Source organism: Nocardia sp. IBHARD005 (genome assembly GCF_052814245.1).
In genome coordinates, this window is the sequence record NZ_CP199935.1 from 3,930,877 (window position 1) to 3,946,548 (window position 15,672).

The window sequence follows — 15,672 nt, forward strand, 5'->3', positions numbered from 1 at the left end:
AAGATGTCAAGGTTGAGTCGTACCGTACGAGATATGACCACGTGGAGCCAGTTCACCGAAGAAGCACCGAGCATCGCGGCCTTGTTCCAGCGCAGGCACCAGGCCACCGGCAACCTGTGCATGCTCGCCACCCTGCGCGCCGACGGATCGCCACGAATCAGCCCGATCGAGCCGATGGTCTTCGAGGACATGCTCGTCCTGGCCGGCATGCCGAACACCCGAAAATTCGACGACCTCGCCCGCGATCCGCGCTTCTGCCTGCACACCGCCACCGTCGACACCATGGTCTCCGACGGCGACGCGAAACTCTTCGGCACCGTCACCGATCTGCGCGACGAAGCCGTGCACGCCCGCTTCGCTCAAAAACTGTTCGACGACAGCGGTTTCGACATCCGCGGCGAGAAATTCGACCACTTCTACATCGCCGACCTCACCGGCGCCTCCACCGTCGAAACCAACGACGACCACCTCGACATCACCGTCTGGAAACCCGGCGCAGGCGAAACCATCGTCCGCAAGCACTGAGTCACCCACCTGGACGGTTGATCACCAGGCCCTCATGTTCGGATTTTCCCCTCGAAACCAGCCGTAGAGGCCTGGTGATCAATCGTCCAAGTTTCCACCGAACCTGGCCGGGGGAGGGTGGGCTACCCAGACCGGCCTGTTGACTGACGATGTCGCCTCGATCCTGGTTGCGGCGGGCGCGACGACCGTTGTGGTGTTTCCACTGGTAGCGCGCCTGATCGGGGCGTCGGAGGCGAAGTCGGTCACACCCGCTCATGAATGAGCTTGCATAGTCGTGCATAATCATCACATGGTTGATTCGTCGGGAGGACCCGTGCTGCGGGTGGCGGTTGCCGGTGCGAGTGGATACGCCGGTGGCGAAGTGTTGCGTCTTCTGCTCGGGCATCCCGCATACCGAGCGGGGCGCCTCGAGATCGGGGCGCTGACCGCCGGTTCCAACGCGGGTACCGCGCTGGGCGCGCTGCAGCCGCACCTGCTGCCGCTAGCCGACCGGATCCTCGACGAGACCACCCCCGAAATCCTGGCCGGTCACGACATCGTGTTCCTCGGTCTCCCGCACGGCCAGTCCGGCGCGATCGCGCAGGCACTGTCCGACGAGACGGTCATCATCGACTGCGGCGCCGACTACCGGCTCACCGACGCCGCCGCCTGGGAGAAGTACTACGGCAGCCCGCACGCGGGCAGCTGGCCCTACGGTCTGCCCGAGCTGCCCGGTGGGCGGGCGAAGCTCACCGGCGCCCGGCGGATCGCCGTGCCAGGCTGCTATCCGACCGTGTCGAGTGTGGCGCTGGCCCCGGCGATCGCCGCCGGGATCATCGAGCCCGCGGTGAATGTGGTTGCGGTGAGCGGTACTTCGGGTGCGGGACGCAAGCTCGATGTCGGCCTGCTCGGTTCCGAGGTGATGGGCAGCGTTCGGGCCTACAGCGTCGCGGGCGCGCACCGGCACACCCCCGAGATCGCGCAGAACCTGAAAGCCGCAGGCGGCGTCGATGTCTCGGTGTCGTTCACGCCGGTGCTCGCGCCGATGCCGCGCGGCATCCTCGCCACCTGCACCGCTCCGACGAAGGTCGATGCCGCGCAGGCGCGTGCCGTCTACGAAAAGGCTTACGCCGACGAACCTTTCGTGCACCTGCTGCCCGAAGGCATACTGCCACAGACCGGTTCGGTGCTCGGCTCCAACGCCATCACCCTGCAGGTCACCGTCGATGCCGACGCGGGTCTGCTCGTGGTGATCGGCGCGATCGACAACTTGACCAAGGGCACCGCGGGCGCCGCGGTGCAATCGATGAATCTGGCCGTCGGATTCGACGAGACCGCAGGACTTTCCACCGTAGGAGTGGCACCGTGACGACCCCTGATCCGCAGACCCCGGACCACGGCAAACTGATCCACACCCAGGGCGTCACCGCGCCACTGGGATTCCGCGCGGCGGGCATCGCGGCCGGTATCAAGGCCAGCGGCAAGCCGGACCTCGCCCTGGTGCTCAACGAGGGCCCCGAGTACTCGGCTGCCGGTGTGTTCACCAGCAATCAGGTCAAGGCCGCGCCGGTGCTGTGGTCGCAGCAGGTGCTGAAGACCGGTCACCTGCGTGCGGTGATCCTGAACTCCGGTGGCGCGAATGCCTGCACCGGCCACGGTGGCTTCCAGGACGCCCACAAGACCGCCGAGGAACTCGCCGCGGCACTGAGCAATTGGGGCACCGAGACCGGCGCGGGCGAGATCGCGGTCTGCTCGACGGGGCTCATCGGTGACCGCCTGCCGATGGACAAACTGATCCCGGGGATCACCGAGATCGTGCACGAGATGGGCGGCGGTATGTCGGGTGGCTCCGACGCCGCTCACGCCATCATGACCACCGACACCGTCCCGAAGGAGTCGGCGTTCCACAGCGAGAACAAGTGGAACGTCGGCGGCATGGCCAAGGGTGCGGGCATGCTCGCGCCGTCGCTGGCCACCATGCTCGTCGTGCTCACCACCGACGCCGTCGCCACACCCGACCAGCTCGACTCCGCGCTGCGCAAGGCCACGAAATACACCTTCGACCGGCTCGATGTCGACGGCTCCTGCTCCACCAACGACACCGTGCTGCTCATGGCCAACGGTGCCAGCGGCGTCGCGCCCTCGCAAGACGAACTCGATGCCGCGGTGTTCACCGTCTGTGACGACCTGGCCGCGCAGCTGATGGCCGACGCGGAGGGTGTCACCAAGCGGGTCCAGGTCACCGTCACCGGCGCGGCCTCCGAGGACGAGGCGCTGACCGTCGCCCGCGCCGTCGCCCGCGACAGTCTGGTCAAGACCGCGCTGTTCGGCTCCGACCCGAACTGGGGTCGCGTGCTCGCCGCCGTCGGCATCGCGCCGGTGACCCTCGATCCGAACCGGATCGCGGTGTCGTTCAACGGCAATCCGGTCTGTGTCGACAGTGTCGGGGCGCCCGGCGCCCGCGAGGTCGACCTGTCCGGCGAAGACGTCCACGTGCTGATCGAACTCCACGTGGGCGAGGGCACCGCGATGGTGCGCACCACCGACCTCTCGCACGCCTACGTCGAAGAGAACTCGGCGTACAGCTCATGAGCAGCAGTGCGGTGCACACCCTTTCGGCGCTGGACAAGGCACACGTGCTCGCCGACGCGCTGCCGTGGCTGCAGAAATTCCGCGACAAGATCGTGGTCGTGAAATACGGCGGCAACGCCATGGTCGACGACGGACTCAAGGCCGCCTTCGCCGCCGACATGGCGTTCCTGCGCACCGTCGGCGTGCACCCCGTGGTCGTGCACGGCGGTGGCCCGCAGATCAACGCCATGCTGAAAAGGCTTGGTATGGCAGGCGAATTCCGCGGCGGCTTCCGCGTCACCACCCCCGAGGTGATGGACGTGGTGCGGATGGTGCTGTTCGGTCAGGTGGGCCGTGAGCTCGTCGGGCTGATCAACGCGCACGGCCCGTACGCGGTCGGCATCTCCGGCGAGGACGCGCACCTGTTCACCGCCACCCGGCGCACCGTGGCGGTCGAGGGTGTCGCCACCGACATCGGCCTGGTCGGTGATGTCACCGAGGTCAACCCCGGCGCCGTGCTCGACCTGATCGACGCGGGCCGCATCCCGGTGGTCTCCACCATCGCCCCCGACGCCGACGGCGTGGTGCACAACATCAACGCCGACACCGCCGCCGCCGCGCTGGCCGAGGGCATCGGCGCGGAGAAACTCGTCGTGCTCACCGACGTCGAGGGCCTCTACACCGACTGGCCCGACCGCTCCTCGCTGACCAGCCGGATCGACGCCGACGCGTTGGCGAAGTTGCTCCCGCGCCTGGATGCGGGCATGGTGCCGAAGATGGAAGCGTGTCTGCGCGCCGTACTCGGCGGGGTCCCCAGTGCCCACGTGATCGACGGGCGCGTGCCGCATTCGGTACTACTGGAACTGTTCACCGGAGAAGGAATCGGAACCATGGTGACCCCCGCCGGGTCACCGGATGGAACGCAATCATGAGCGAAACAGAGATGCTGCAGCAGCGGTGGTCGGCCGCGATGATGGACAACTACGGCACCCCGAAGGTCGCGCTGGTGCGCGGCGCCGGTGCGGTGCTCTACGACGCCGACGGCAAGCGCTACATCGACTTCCTGGGTGGCATCGCGGTCAACAGCCTCGGCCACGCCCACCCCGCCATCCTGGAAGCGGTCACCCAGCAACTCGGCACGCTCGGCCACGTGTCGAACCTGTACGCCAGCGAGCCGGTGATCGAGCTGGCCGAGAAGCTGCTGGCCCACTTCGGCGACGGTGAGGGCAAGGCGTTCTTCTGCAACTCCGGCACCGAGGCCAACGAGGCCGCGTTCAAGATCGCGCGGCTCACCGGACGGTCCAAGATCGTCGCCGCCGAGGAGGCGTTCCACGGTCGCACCATGGGCGCGCTGGCACTCACCGGTCAGACTGCCAAGCGGGCGCCGTTCGAGCCGATGCCGCCCGGTGTCGTGCACGTGCCCTACGGTGACGCCGCCGCACTCGACGCGGTGGTCGACTCCGACACCGCCGCGGTATTCCTCGAACCGATGATGGGGGAGAGCGGTGTGGTTGTCCCGCCGCACGACTACCTGGCTCGGGCGCGCGAGATCACTTCGCGGGCAGGGGCATTGCTGATCCTCGACGAGGTGCAGACCGGAATCGGCCGCACCGGAACGTTTTTCGCGCACCAGGCGGCGGGCATCGTGCCCGACGCGATCACCCTGGCCAAGGGCCTCGGCGGTGGCCTGCCGATCGGCGCCGTGCTGGCGCAGGGCCGGGCCGCCGAACTGCTCACGCCCGGCTTGCACGGCACCACCTTCGGCGGCAATCCCGTGTGTGCCGCAGCGGCATTGGCGGTCCTGCGGACCATCGACTCCGAGGACCTGCTGACCCATGTGGAGTGGATCGGGAAGCGGCTCAGCGATGGGATCGCCCTGCTCGAGCACCCCGAAATCGACCACGTGCGCGGCGCGGGCCTGCTCATCGGCATCGTCTTGCGCAACGACATCTCCGCGTATGTCGACGAACGGGCGCGCGAGGCAGGCTACCTGCTGAACCCCGCCAAGCCCAACGTGATCCGGTTGGCACCACCCCTGGTGCTCACCGAAACCCAGGCCGACAATTTCGTCGCCGACCTGCCCGAGATCCTCGACAAGGCCGCCGCCGATGCTAAGGGAGCGACCGAATGACCCTGCGTCATTTCTTGCGCGACGACGATGTGACCCAGGCCGAGCAGGCCGAGATCCTCGCCATCGCCGCCGAATTGAAGAAAGACCCCTTCGCGTACCGGCCCCTGGACGGCCCGCGCGGGGTCGGGGTGATCTTCGAGAAGAACTCCACCCGCACCCGCTTCTCGTTCGAGCTCGGCATCGCTCAGCTCGGCGGCCACGCCGTGGTCGTCGACGGCCGCGACACCCAGCTGGGTCGTGAGGAAACCCTCGGCGACACCGGCAGCGTGCTCTCGCGCTACGTCGACGCCATCGTGTGGCGGACCTTCGAACAGTCACGCCTCGACGAGATGGCCGTCACCGCAACGGTTCCCGTGGTGAACGCGCTGTCCAACGAATTCCACCCCTGCCAGGTGCTTGCCGATCTGCAGACCATCAGCGAGCGCAAGGGGGCCCTCGCGGGACTGAATCTCACCTACTTCGGTGACGGCGCCAACAATATGGCCCACTCGCTGCTGCTCGGTGGGGTGACCGCCGGCATGAATGTCACCGTGGCCGCGCCCGCGGGCTTCGAGCCGCTGCCGTGGATTCTTGACGCCGCCGCCAAGCGGGCCGCGGAAACCGGTGCGACAGTGTCGGTCACGGGTGACCCGGTGGTCGGCGCGACCGGTGCCGACGTGCTCGTCACCGACACCTGGACCTCCATGGGTCAGGAGAACGACGGTCTCGACCGCGTCGGCCCGTTCCGCCCGTTCCAGCTCAACACCGAGCTCCTCGCCCACGCCGACCCGGAAGCGATTGTGCTGCATTGTCTTCCAGCCCACCGTGGCGAGGAGATCACCGACGAGGTGCTCGACGGCGGACACAGCGTGGTCTGGGACGAAGCCGAGAACCGCCTGCATGCGCAGAAGGCGCTGCTGGTGTGGCTGCTCGCGAAAGCCGCCGCGTGAGACCGCGAACCGGGGCCGGCGTGCAGGCCTGGCGATGAGCGAGCGCAGCGAGCGGCTGAAAAACACAGCTGCCCGTGCACTCATGCCGGAGCCGAGCGACAGCGAGGCGCAGGCATGAGTGCACCCGAGAAGGGCTCACCCGCGATCGCCCGCACCCGCGCCGGCCGCCAGTCGCGCATCATCGAGCTGCTGACCTCCCACTCGGTCCGCAGCCAGACCGAACTCGCCGCCCTGCTGTCGGCCGAGGGGATCGAAACCACCCAGGCCACCCTGTCGCGTGACCTCGACGAACTCGGCGCGGTGAAACTGCGGGCGGCCGACGGCGGCGCGGGCGTCTACATCGTCCCCGAGGACGGCAGCCCCGTCCGCGGTGTCACCGGTGGCACCGGCCGCCTGTCCAAACTCCTCGGTGACCTGCTCGTCTCCACCGACGCCAGCGGCAACCTCGCCGTCCTGCGCACCCCACCCGGCGCCGCCCACTTCCTGGCCAGCGCCCTCGACCGCGCCGCCCTGCCCTACATCGTCGGCACGATCGCCGGCGACGACACCATCGCCGTCATCGCCCGCGAACCACTCACCGGCGCCGAACTGGCCGCGAAAATCGAAGACCTGGCCTGACTCGAGCACGGTTGGTTTCCCTGACGTTTACGCAACCACGCAGGATTGACACTCGCCGACGAACCTCGCGCTGTGCGTGACCGCTACCCGTCCTCGTGCTCCACAGTGTCCGCTCGTCGCGATGACTTTCGACTGGCACCGATATGCCACAGCACGGCGTAGATCACCCAGGCGCATGCGGCCGCTTGGGCCGCGCCGATGATCGTGTGCCGGACCAGGTCGTAGGTGCTGACCCGCGTGACCGGATCGCCGACAGCGAGCCCCGCGCCGGTCGTGGCCGCCGCGAGCAGAACGGCGACGAAGACCCACCGCCACCGCAGCGACGCGGAGGCCGTGCGGCAGGCGCGGCGGGTGCGGCGCACCAAGAGATAGGCGAGAGCCGCCGTTGCGGCGAGAGAGCAGACATAACCGAGGACGTTGTAGGTCCTGTGTGGCTCGACGACCGTCGTCCGCAACACATCCCAGTGACGGACAGCGAAACCTGTTGTCTGAGTGAAGCAATCCCAGAGTACGTGTGTTGCGGCGCCCACGAGAACCGCGGCAACGGTCCGCACCGCGCTGCGCCACGCCGGTCCGGAATCGGCCGGGACGGAGAGCGAGAAGGGCAGCAGCGCACCAGCGGGGCCTTCGGAGACGCGGAATGCCGACAGCACCACGAGACCGATCACCAGGTCCCACCACAGGATCCCGATGACCGAGTGGGTCACGGAGCCGGACAGGGACACCGGCAGGTAGTAGACGACATCCGGGGCGACAGATCCGGCGACGAGCGCGGGAAGGGGAAGGTGCCGGGCAAAGGGCAGCACCGCGACCGGGTGGGCGAATGTGATCGGCACACGGCCACCGTAATCGGTTGTGGTACTGCGTTACTCAGCCTCGAGCACAGTCCTGGGCGGGGATCGCGGTCGGTAGCCATGCGCATCGCCAGGGCGGTGAACGTCTGGGGTGGGGCTCTCAGTTGAACGGGTACTGTCCGCCGCCCGCGCCGCCACCCTGGTTGTTCGGTGTGGCGATGTCGATGATGTTCTGGACCAGTTCGACGACGGCCCTGCCGACATCGAGAACACCGTTGCCGAGGGTCGAGAATTCCTGGGCGATGTAGTGGAGCATCTTGTTCGTCCTCCCGTGTGGCGAGCCGAATAGTGCGCTCCCAGCGTGCCACACGTGCGGTATCAGGAGTTGAGGAAGTTCAGGATCAGCAAGGTCAGCGGTGCGGTGATCTCGAAGGCGGTGCGGCCGATATAGAGGCCGAGGGCGGCGCCGGCTTCGTAATTGTCCGACAGGAACTGCAGGAGTTCGTCCATGGTGTGCTCCCTGGATTCGACGTCAGTGGGTCAGGCGAAGAATCCCTGGAGCAGTGGGGTGCCGAGCTCTATGACGGTCTTGGCGACCGTCAGGCCGAAGTTTCCGAGTCCGATGACGACCGTCCCGATCAGGTCGTAGTTGGCCTCGGCGAAATCACGTAGCGACTGCATGATGGCTCCTTCGGTCCCGACCCGTGGCTATCTGCTGTGACCAGCGTCTCACAGCCGGGGGTACTCGCCAAGGGGTGTGGCAGTGTCATCGCAGGTAATCGGCTATTTCGGCGTGGCGGGACCGATTCGGCACCCCCCAGTTATGAATGAGATTGCATCATCATGCATAATCATTTGTAGCAACGGCGTGAGCCGAACCGGCGGCCGGAGCATCCATACTGCTCAGGGCAGCCCGTACGTCCCAGACTTCGAGGAGCACAACAGACATGTCCGATCGCGTCGTACTCGCCTACTCCGGTGGGCTTGACACCTCCGTCGCCATCAGCTGGATCGCGAAGGAGACCGGTTCCGAGGTGGTGGCCGTGGCCATCGACCTGGGCCAGGGCGGCGAGGACATGAGCGCGATCCGGCAGCGCGCACTGGACTGCGGCGCCGTCGAGGCCATCGTGGTCGACGCGCGCGACGAGTTCGCCGACGAGTACTGCCTGCCCACCATTCAGGCCAACGCCATGTACCAGGGCCAGTACCCGCTCGTCTCGGCCATCAGCCGCCCGCTGATCGTCAAGCACCTCGTCGAGGCCGCGAAGTTCCACAACGCCACCACTGTCTCGCACGGCTGCACCGGCAAGGGCAACGACCAGGTCCGCTTCGAGGTCGGCATCGGCGCGCTCGCGCCCGACCTCGAGGTCATCGCCCCGGTCCGCGACTACGCCTGGACCCGGGAGAAGGCCATCGCCTTCGCCGAGGAGAACAAGCTCCCGATCAACGTCACCAAGAAGTCGCCGTTCTCCATCGACCAGAACGTGTGGGGCCGCGCGGTCGAGACCGGGTTCCTCGAGGACCTGTGGAACGCGCCGACCAAGGACGTCTACGACTACACCGCCGACGCGACGGTGAACTTCGAGGCGCCCGACGAGGTCATCATCACCTTCGACAAGGGTGTGCCGGTCGCCATCGACGGCCGCCCGGTCTCGGTGCTGCAGGCCATCGAGGAGATGAACCAGCGTGCGGGTCGTCAGGGTGTGGGCCGTCTCGACATGGTCGAGGACCGGCTCGTGGGCATCAAGAGCCGCGAGATCTACGAGGCACCGGGTGCCATCGCGCTGATCACCGCGCACCAGGCCCTCGAAGCCGTCACCGTGGAGCGTGAACTGGCCCGCTACAAGCGCCAGGTCGAGCAGCGCTGGGGCGAGCTGGCCTACGACGGCCTGTGGTACTCCCCGCTCAAGCGCGCGCTCGACGCCTTCATTTCCGACACCCAGCAGACCGTGACCGGCGAGATCCGGATGGTGCTGCACGGTGGGTCCGCGGTCGTCAACGGCCGTCGTTCCGAGCAGTCGCTCTACGACTTCAACCTGGCCACCTACGACGAGGGCGACACCTTCGACCAGTCGCTGGCCAAGGGCTTCGTCCAGATCCACGGCCTGTCCTCCAAGGTCGCCGCCCGCCGCGACCTGCGCTAGTCCGCCTCCCCGCGACTGTTGCCGGTCGTGGGGTGGTGGTCGTGTGACTTGCCGGGCTCACCCTGGGATGCGCCAGCGTTCTGGGCGTGCCCGGTGAGTTGCCCATGTACTTGCGAGATCAGTCAGCAATTAGGCTCGAAAGGGCGGTCCTTGTGCGCGCTTGTGCCGTGACCGCTGTCGCCGATCGACACCCGGGAAAGGGCACACGATGACCCACGTCGGAACCAACGAAGGTGCGCTCTGGGGTGGGCGATTCGCGTCCGGTCCCGCCGAGGCGATGGCGGCGCTGAGCAAGTCGACGCATTTCGACTGGGTGCTCGCGCCCTATGACATTCGCGCCTCCAAGGCGCATGCTCGCGTGCTGCACAAGGCCGGGCTGCTCGCCGACGATGATCTGCCCGCCATGCTGGCCGGTCTGGACGCGCTGGCCGCCGACGTCGACTCGGGCGCCTACGGCCCGGCCGACTCCGATGAGGATGTGCACGGTGCGCTCGAGCGTGGGCTGATCGAGCGGGTCGGCACCGAGCTCGGTGGTCGGCTGCGGGCCGGTCGCTCGCGCAACGACCAGGTGGCGACCCTGTTCCGGATGTGGCTGCGCGACGGTGTGCGTCGCGTCGCCGCCGGTGTGCTCGACGTGGTCGACGCCCTGGTCGCGCAGGCCGCCGCGCACCCCGACGCCGTGATGCCGGGCAAAACCCACCTGCAGGCCGCGCAGCCGGTACTCCTCTCGCATCACCTGCTCGCCCACGCGCATCCGCTGCTGCGCGACCTGGAACGCCTGCGCGACTTCGACAAGCGCGCTGCCGTCTCGCCCTACGGTTCGGGCGCGCTGGCCGGTTCCTCGCTCGGCCTCGATCCCGAGCAGATCGCCGCGGAGCTGAATTTCACTGCCTCCGCGGCCAATTCGATCGACGCGACCTCCTCGCGTGACTTCGCCGCCGAGGCCGCGTTCGTGCTGGCCATGATCGGTGTCGACCTGAGCCGGATGGCCGAAGAAGTCATCATCTGGAGCACACCGGAATTCGGCTACGTCACGCTGGCCGACGCCTGGTCGACCGGCTCGTCGATCATGCCGCAGAAGAAGAACCCCGATGTCTCGGAGCTGACTCGCGGCAAGGCGGGGCGCCTGATCGGCAACCTGACCGGTCTGCTGGCAACGCTGAAAGCCCAGCCGTTGGCCTACAACCGCGACCTCCAGGAGGACAAAGAACCACTGTTCGACTCGGTCGCCCAGCTGGAACTGCTCCTGCCCGCCATCGCTGGACTGGTCGGCACCCTCACCTTCCACACCGACCGGATGGCCGAATTGGCCCCTGCCGGTTTCACTCTCGCCACTGACATCGCCGAATGGATGGTGCGCCAAGGCGTTCCGTTCCGCGTCGCCCACGAAGCGGCCGGTGCGTGTGTGCGGGTGGCCGAGGCGCGTGGAGTCGGTCTCGACGAGCTGACCGACGCCGAATTCGCCGCCGTCGACCCGGCGCTGACCGCCGGTGTGCGCGAAGTGCTCACGGTGCAGGGCTCCATCGCCTCGCGCAACGCACGCGGTGGTACCGCCGGTGTGCGGGTGGCCGAGCAGCTCGACGAGGTTCGCAAAAACGCCGCCGACGCGCGCGCCTGGCTGCGCTGACCGCTGATCGGCAGGTGGTGATCACCCACCACCTGCTTGCCGAGCGGTTGCCGGTGTGACAGCTTGGCGTGAGCCCGGACGAGGGTAGCCGTACACGGAGTGCGACAAGAGGCTCGTCATGTCGTGGATTCTGCTCGTCATCTCCGGTGCTGGAACTCGGTGGGGCACACTGGGTTTTCTAGAGCTCGGCGTGCACCCGGAAGCCTGCCGCACGCAGAGCGTCGAGAACGGAGTCGCGGTGGGTGGGACCACGTGTCTCGACGGTGAGCGAGACCTCTACCTCGTCGACCGCGAGCCAGATTCCGGTGCGTGAGTGCACGATGTCGACCACGCTGGCACCCGCGCGGCCGACGACGCCGAGTAGTTCGGACAGTGCCCCGGGGCGGTCGTCGATGGTGACGTGCATGGCGAGGTAGCGGCCCGCGGCGCTGAGGCCGTGGCCGATGACGCGAGTGAGTAGCAGCGGGTCGATATTGCCGCCGGACAGAATCGTCACCACCGGGCCGGGGAGGTCGTGCAGGGCAGAGGTGAGCAGGGCGGCGACACCTGCCGCGCCCGCGGGTTCGACGATGAGTTTGGCTCGCTCGAGGCAGAGCAGCAGCGCCTCCGACAGCGCGTCCTCCTCGACAGTGACGATCTCGGACACCAACTCGGCGACATGGGCGAAGGGCACCGCACCCGGCAGCCCGACCGCGATACCGTCGGCCATCGTCGACATCCGTGGCACCCGAACCGGTCTGCCCGCCGCCAGCGAATCCGGCCACGCCGCCGCCTCGGCCGCCTGCACGCCGATGACCCGCACATGCGGCGCCAGCGCGTGCAACGCCACCGCCACGCCCGCGAGCAACCCACCGCCACCGGTCGGCACGACGACCGTGCCCACGTCGGGAACCTGCTCCAGAATCTCCAGCGCGACCGTCGCCTGACCAGCGACGATGTCGGGATGATCGAAGGGATGGATCAGGGTCGCGCCGGTGCGTTCGGCGAATTCCTGTGCGGCGACCAAGGACTCGTCGATCGTGGCGCCCACCAGATGCACCTCGGCACCATAGGCGCGCGTGGCGACCAGTTTCGGCAGCGACGCCCCGACCGGCATGAACACCGTCGAGGAGATCCCGAGCTCGCTCGCCGCCCACGCCACCCCTTGCGCGTGATTACCGGCGCTGGCCGCCACCACACCCCGCGCCCGCTCCGCCGCAGGCAGATTCGCGATCCGGTTGTAGGCCCCGCGCGGCTTGAACGACCCGGTCCGCTGCAAGTTCTCACATTTGAGCAGCACCTGCGTGCCGGCCCGCTCCGACAGCACCCGCGACCCCACAGTCGGCGTCCGCCGAATCACGGGCGCCAACAGTCGCGCTGCCGCCTCGATCCGCTCCAGTCCCACGGTCTCCATTCGCCACATGGTGCCAGGCCCGGCGTCCCACGGCGTGGAACGAGGTGCCGTGGTCCGAATCAGGCGGAGTTCATCGACCGTCGCCTCCTGGACGTGTGATCATCAGGCAACCATGGTGATTGCTACTTGGGCGATGCCTACCTGATCGCCTAGTGATCAACCGTCCAGTCAGCGGTCGGTGTCATGGGCGAGCCGCCGCCAGGTGTCTGGGCGTACGGCGTCAGGGGCGGAGTTCGGCCTTGGCGATGTTGTGGGCGATGGTGCCGAGGCGGGTGAGGCGGGCATCGCCGAGCGGAGTGAGTTTGCCGCCGAGGCGGTTGGTGACGAAGGCGAGGGACAAGCCGGTCTCGGGGTCGGCGAAGGCGCCGGAGCCGCCGAGGCCGAAGTGGCCGAAGGCCGAGATGGGGTCGGACTTGGAGGGTTTCATCGGGACACCGTGAAAGCCCATGGCCCAGGGAATACGGAAGGCCAAAACGTAGTCGGGGGTGAAGACCTGGCGGGTGGCGAAGCGGCGGATCGAGTCGGGGGACAGGACGCGGGTGCCGTCGAGTTCGCCGCCGTTGGCGAGGGCGGCGTAGACGCGGGCCAGGGCGCGGGCGGAGAAGACGCCGTTCACGCCGGGCATCACCGAATCGTGGACGCGCGCATCGACGATCAGGTCGGCAAATCCGCGGGGCGTGGTTTCCGCGGCGGCGGCGAAGCGGGTGCGGGTGAGCAGATCGGAGCCGGTGTCCCAGTCCATACCCGCGGCGCGCAGGCGCGGGAAGGTGGTGGCGATGCGGTGGCGCTGGTCGTGCGGCACCCGAAACCAGAGTTCCTCGGCGCCAAGGGGTTCGGCGAGTTCGGTGCGCACGACATCGACGAACTCACGACCCGTGACACGGTGGACGATCTCGGCGGCCAAGTGCCCGTAGCTGATTCCGTGATAGCCGCTGGTGAGTCGGCGCCGTGGGTCGGGGGTAGCCGCGGCCAGCGCGGCGGTGACGGCGTTGTCGTCGAGGAAACTCTCGATCGGGCCGGGCAGCAGACCACGCAGACGGTGCAGGCCGGCACGGTGGGTGAGCACATCGCGCACAGTGATGTCAGCCTTGCCCGCCGCCGCGAACTCCGGCCAGTACTCGGCGACGGGGCTGTCGTAGTCGAGCTGCCCACGATCGGCCAACTGGTGAATCACTGTGGAGGCCACACCTTTTCCGGTGGAGAAGCCCAATGCCACCGTTTCGGCGGTCCACGGCACACCCGGACTCGCGTAGCCTGCCCACACATCCACCACCGGCTCGCCGTGCAGATACACACACAACGCGCCACCGCCGTGCGAGGGCTTGCGGAACAGATGGTCGAAGACGGTGACCAAACGCACGAAACGGCGATCCACCGACTGCGCTGTCGAAACTTCCATCCTCCGAGGATGCCATCACGCACTAGGGACCGGTCGGTACGGTGATCGTTTCCCAGCTGTCACATCGAACAGTCCGCGCGCAATACACGGTCCATAGCATGTGTGCATGCCCCCGGGACGACGATCAGCGCTGCTCGCAAGGCTTGTGGTCGATGAGCCAGGCCGACCGCAGGTGATTCTCGGCGAACTGCGCCGGGTGATCCTCGACGGTGCCGTACCGCCGTGCACCGTGATCCCCTTGCGTGCAGTCGCCGAGCTGTTCGGGGTGAGTCACATCCCGGTCCGCGAGGCGCTCGAGACGCTGATCGGCGAGGGGCTGGTCACCCACCGCCAGCAACGCGGCTACCAGGTTGCCCAGCTCACCGCCCGTGAACTGCGCGAAATGTACATCGTGCGTGACACTTTGGAGACGGCCTCACTCGCCGCGGCCGCGATGCACGCCGATGAGCCCGAACGCGCGCACCTGCTCGCGGTGAACGAGCTACTCGAACGTGCCATCCTCGACGACGATCCCGAGGCATACCAGCGACAGTCGCGCAGCTTCCATGTGGCGCTGACGCGGCCGTCGCGGATGTTCCGGCTGCTGCACATGCTCGAAGCCGCGTGGAATGTCACCGAACCGGTGCAGTCGATGGTCCACATCGACCGGCTCGACCGCGAGCGACTGCACATCGACCATATCGCCATGCTCGACGCGTTCCTCGCGCGCGACATCGACCGCCTGCTCGTGGCCGCCGAGCAGCACCACCGCAGGCTGGAAACGGTGGTAGCGACCCTGCCGGCCGACACCGGACTGCTCGCGCCGGAAGATATACCTTCGGTGCAACAGGCGTGAAATTCCCGGGAAACCGCTGATACTTATCTCGGTCGCGGATTCGGTGTCGTCACGACGCTCGGTCGCACCGTAGGGCGAGCTGCGGATCTGGCGGAACACTAGGGGATGCAATGGTTCTGCCGCGGGATCCACGCGGGTGAGGTACCGGTACTCGCGCTCGAGACCGACCCGGACGCGCGCGAGATCGTCACCGAGGGGGTCGGGGAGCGTTCGCGACACCGCCGCCGAAGACCTATCTGGGTCTGCTGGAACTCTTCGGCTCGTGAATGCTGTTCAGACGCGGGCGGTCTCGGTGCTCAGGGCGTTCAGCACCGCCTCGAGATCGTCGACGTCGACGACCAGGCGGGTGAAGTCGGGCCCGTCCAGGTCGATCCGGACCGCGCTGCCGCCGAAAGTGGTGTCCCAGAATTCTTTGCGGCCCTTGCCGCGGTAGACGCCCGCCGCGATCACGCCGGGGATGAAGGTGCCGGGAGCGCGCACCCACGGGGGCCGCAGGTCCACTTCGGCGGTGGCGATCTCGGTGATCGCGGCGCGGTCGATCACGACCTGCTGGCGCAGGGCGAGTAGGCGATGCCCACCGAGCACATTGACCGTCACCGTGTCGTCGTTGATCTCGACCTCGACCATCACATACCTCACTCGCCGTCGTGCGGACCGTTCGGAGTCCAGCTTCGCCGGGTGGCCTGTTCGCGGACTGTGGTGAGCCTGTGATTTCGCCAAGGAATCA

General features: G+C 67.6%; 17 protein-coding genes and 1 pseudogene. 11 read left to right on the forward strand and 7 right to left on the reverse strand.

Annotated elements, in window-relative coordinates:
- Positions 1–33: 33 nt before the first annotated feature.
- From ACTWPB_RS18400 to ACTWPB_RS18430, 7 genes are all read left to right on the forward strand, one after another.
- On the forward strand, positions 34–525 hold the full coding sequence (locus ACTWPB_RS18400) for a pyridoxamine 5'-phosphate oxidase family protein (RefSeq protein WP_446221840.1): 492 nt from the start codon (positions 34–36) through the stop codon (positions 523–525).
- Between the two features lie 289 nt (positions 526–814).
- Positions 815–1,873: an N-acetyl-gamma-glutamyl-phosphate reductase gene (gene argC, locus ACTWPB_RS18405; RefSeq protein ID WP_446221841.1), complete on the forward strand. Its 1,059-nt coding sequence runs from the start codon at positions 815–817 to the stop codon at positions 1,871–1,873.
- Entirely contained in the window at positions 1,870–3,096 is a 1,227-nt protein-coding gene (gene argJ / locus ACTWPB_RS18410; RefSeq protein WP_446221842.1) for a bifunctional glutamate N-acetyltransferase/amino-acid acetyltransferase ArgJ, read from the forward strand. The genes argC and argJ overlap by 4 nt, the downstream gene beginning before the upstream one ends.
- The gene (argB, locus tag ACTWPB_RS18415; RefSeq protein ID WP_446221843.1) at positions 3,093–4,007 is read left to right on the forward strand and encodes an acetylglutamate kinase; all 915 of its coding nucleotides are present in this window, start codon (positions 3,093–3,095) and stop codon (positions 4,005–4,007) included. Before argJ ends, argB begins: the two co-directional genes overlap by 4 nt.
- Positions 4,004–5,206 (forward strand): acetylornithine transaminase, encoded by a 1,203-nt coding sequence (locus tag ACTWPB_RS18420; protein ID WP_446221844.1) that lies wholly within the window; start codon positions 4,004–4,006, stop codon positions 5,204–5,206. Before argB ends, ACTWPB_RS18420 begins: the two co-directional genes overlap by 4 nt.
- Positions 5,203–6,135: an ornithine carbamoyltransferase gene (gene argF, locus ACTWPB_RS18425; protein ID WP_446221845.1), complete on the forward strand. Its 933-nt coding sequence runs from the start codon at positions 5,203–5,205 to the stop codon at positions 6,133–6,135. The genes ACTWPB_RS18420 and argF overlap by 4 nt, the downstream gene beginning before the upstream one ends.
- Before the next feature lie 114 nt (positions 6,136–6,249).
- Positions 6,250–6,753 carry an arginine repressor gene (locus ACTWPB_RS18430; RefSeq protein ID WP_056824335.1) on the forward strand — a complete coding sequence of 168 codons (504 nt, stop codon included), beginning with the start codon at positions 6,250–6,252 and terminating at the stop codon, positions 6,751–6,753.
- Between the two features lie 83 nt (positions 6,754–6,836).
- Here the strand turns inward: ACTWPB_RS18430 and ACTWPB_RS18435 are convergent, their stop codons facing one another.
- The 4 genes from ACTWPB_RS18435 to ACTWPB_RS18450 all read right to left on the reverse strand — a co-directional run bounded on the left by ACTWPB_RS18435 (position 6,837) and on the right by ACTWPB_RS18450 (position 8,228).
- Positions 6,837–7,589 (reverse strand): DUF4184 family protein, encoded by a 753-nt coding sequence (locus tag ACTWPB_RS18435; RefSeq protein ID WP_446221846.1) that lies wholly within the window; start codon positions 7,587–7,589, stop codon positions 6,837–6,839.
- A gap of 118 nt (positions 7,590–7,707) precedes the next feature.
- A complete protein-coding gene (locus tag ACTWPB_RS18440; protein ID WP_378917529.1) occupies positions 7,708–7,863 on the reverse strand; it encodes a hypothetical protein in 156 nt (51 codons plus the stop codon).
- A gap of 62 nt (positions 7,864–7,925) precedes the next feature.
- Positions 7,926–8,057: a hypothetical protein gene (locus ACTWPB_RS18445; protein ID WP_446221847.1), complete on the reverse strand. Its 132-nt coding sequence runs from the start codon at positions 8,055–8,057 to the stop codon at positions 7,926–7,928.
- Positions 8,058–8,087: 30 nt separating this feature from the next.
- On the reverse strand, positions 8,088–8,228 hold the full coding sequence (locus ACTWPB_RS18450) for a hypothetical protein (protein WP_446221848.1): 141 nt from the start codon (positions 8,226–8,228) through the stop codon (positions 8,088–8,090).
- Between the two features lie 266 nt (positions 8,229–8,494).
- Between ACTWPB_RS18450 and ACTWPB_RS18455 the strand changes: the two genes are divergently transcribed.
- Together ACTWPB_RS18455 and argH are read left to right on the forward strand one after the other, a co-directional pair.
- Entirely contained in the window at positions 8,495–9,691 is a 1,197-nt protein-coding gene (locus ACTWPB_RS18455) for an argininosuccinate synthase (RefSeq protein WP_446221849.1), read from the forward strand.
- Between the two features lie 208 nt (positions 9,692–9,899).
- Positions 9,900–11,318: an argininosuccinate lyase gene (gene argH, locus ACTWPB_RS18460; RefSeq protein WP_446221850.1), complete on the forward strand. Its 1,419-nt coding sequence runs from the start codon at positions 9,900–9,902 to the stop codon at positions 11,316–11,318.
- A 178-nt stretch (positions 11,319–11,496) separates the two neighbouring features.
- Here argH and ilvA read toward each other — a convergent pair whose 3' ends face one another.
- Positions 11,497–12,720: a threonine ammonia-lyase gene (gene ilvA, locus ACTWPB_RS18465; RefSeq protein WP_446221851.1), complete on the reverse strand. Its 1,224-nt coding sequence runs from the start codon at positions 12,718–12,720 to the stop codon at positions 11,497–11,499.
- Between the two features lie 211 nt (positions 12,721–12,931).
- A complete protein-coding gene (locus tag ACTWPB_RS18470) occupies positions 12,932–14,110 on the reverse strand; it encodes a serine hydrolase domain-containing protein (RefSeq protein ID WP_446221852.1) in 1,179 nt (392 codons plus the stop codon).
- Positions 14,111–14,216: 106 nt separating this feature from the next.
- Here ACTWPB_RS18470 and ACTWPB_RS18475 point away from each other — a divergent pair, with 106 nt between their 5' ends.
- Entirely contained in the window at positions 14,217–14,945 is a 729-nt protein-coding gene (locus tag ACTWPB_RS18475; protein ID WP_446221853.1) for a GntR family transcriptional regulator, read from the forward strand.
- A 21-nt stretch (positions 14,946–14,966) separates the two neighbouring features.
- A pseudogene (locus tag ACTWPB_RS18480) lies at positions 14,967–15,152 on the forward strand (Asp/Glu racemase); the annotation flags it as partial.
- 66 nt (positions 15,153–15,218) lie between these two features.
- Here ACTWPB_RS18480 and ACTWPB_RS18485 read toward each other — a convergent pair.
- Positions 15,219–15,572, reverse strand: a complete 354-nt coding sequence (locus ACTWPB_RS18485; protein WP_446221854.1) for a hypothetical protein — start codon at positions 15,570–15,572, stop codon at positions 15,219–15,221.
- Positions 15,573–15,672 lie beyond the last annotated feature (100 nt).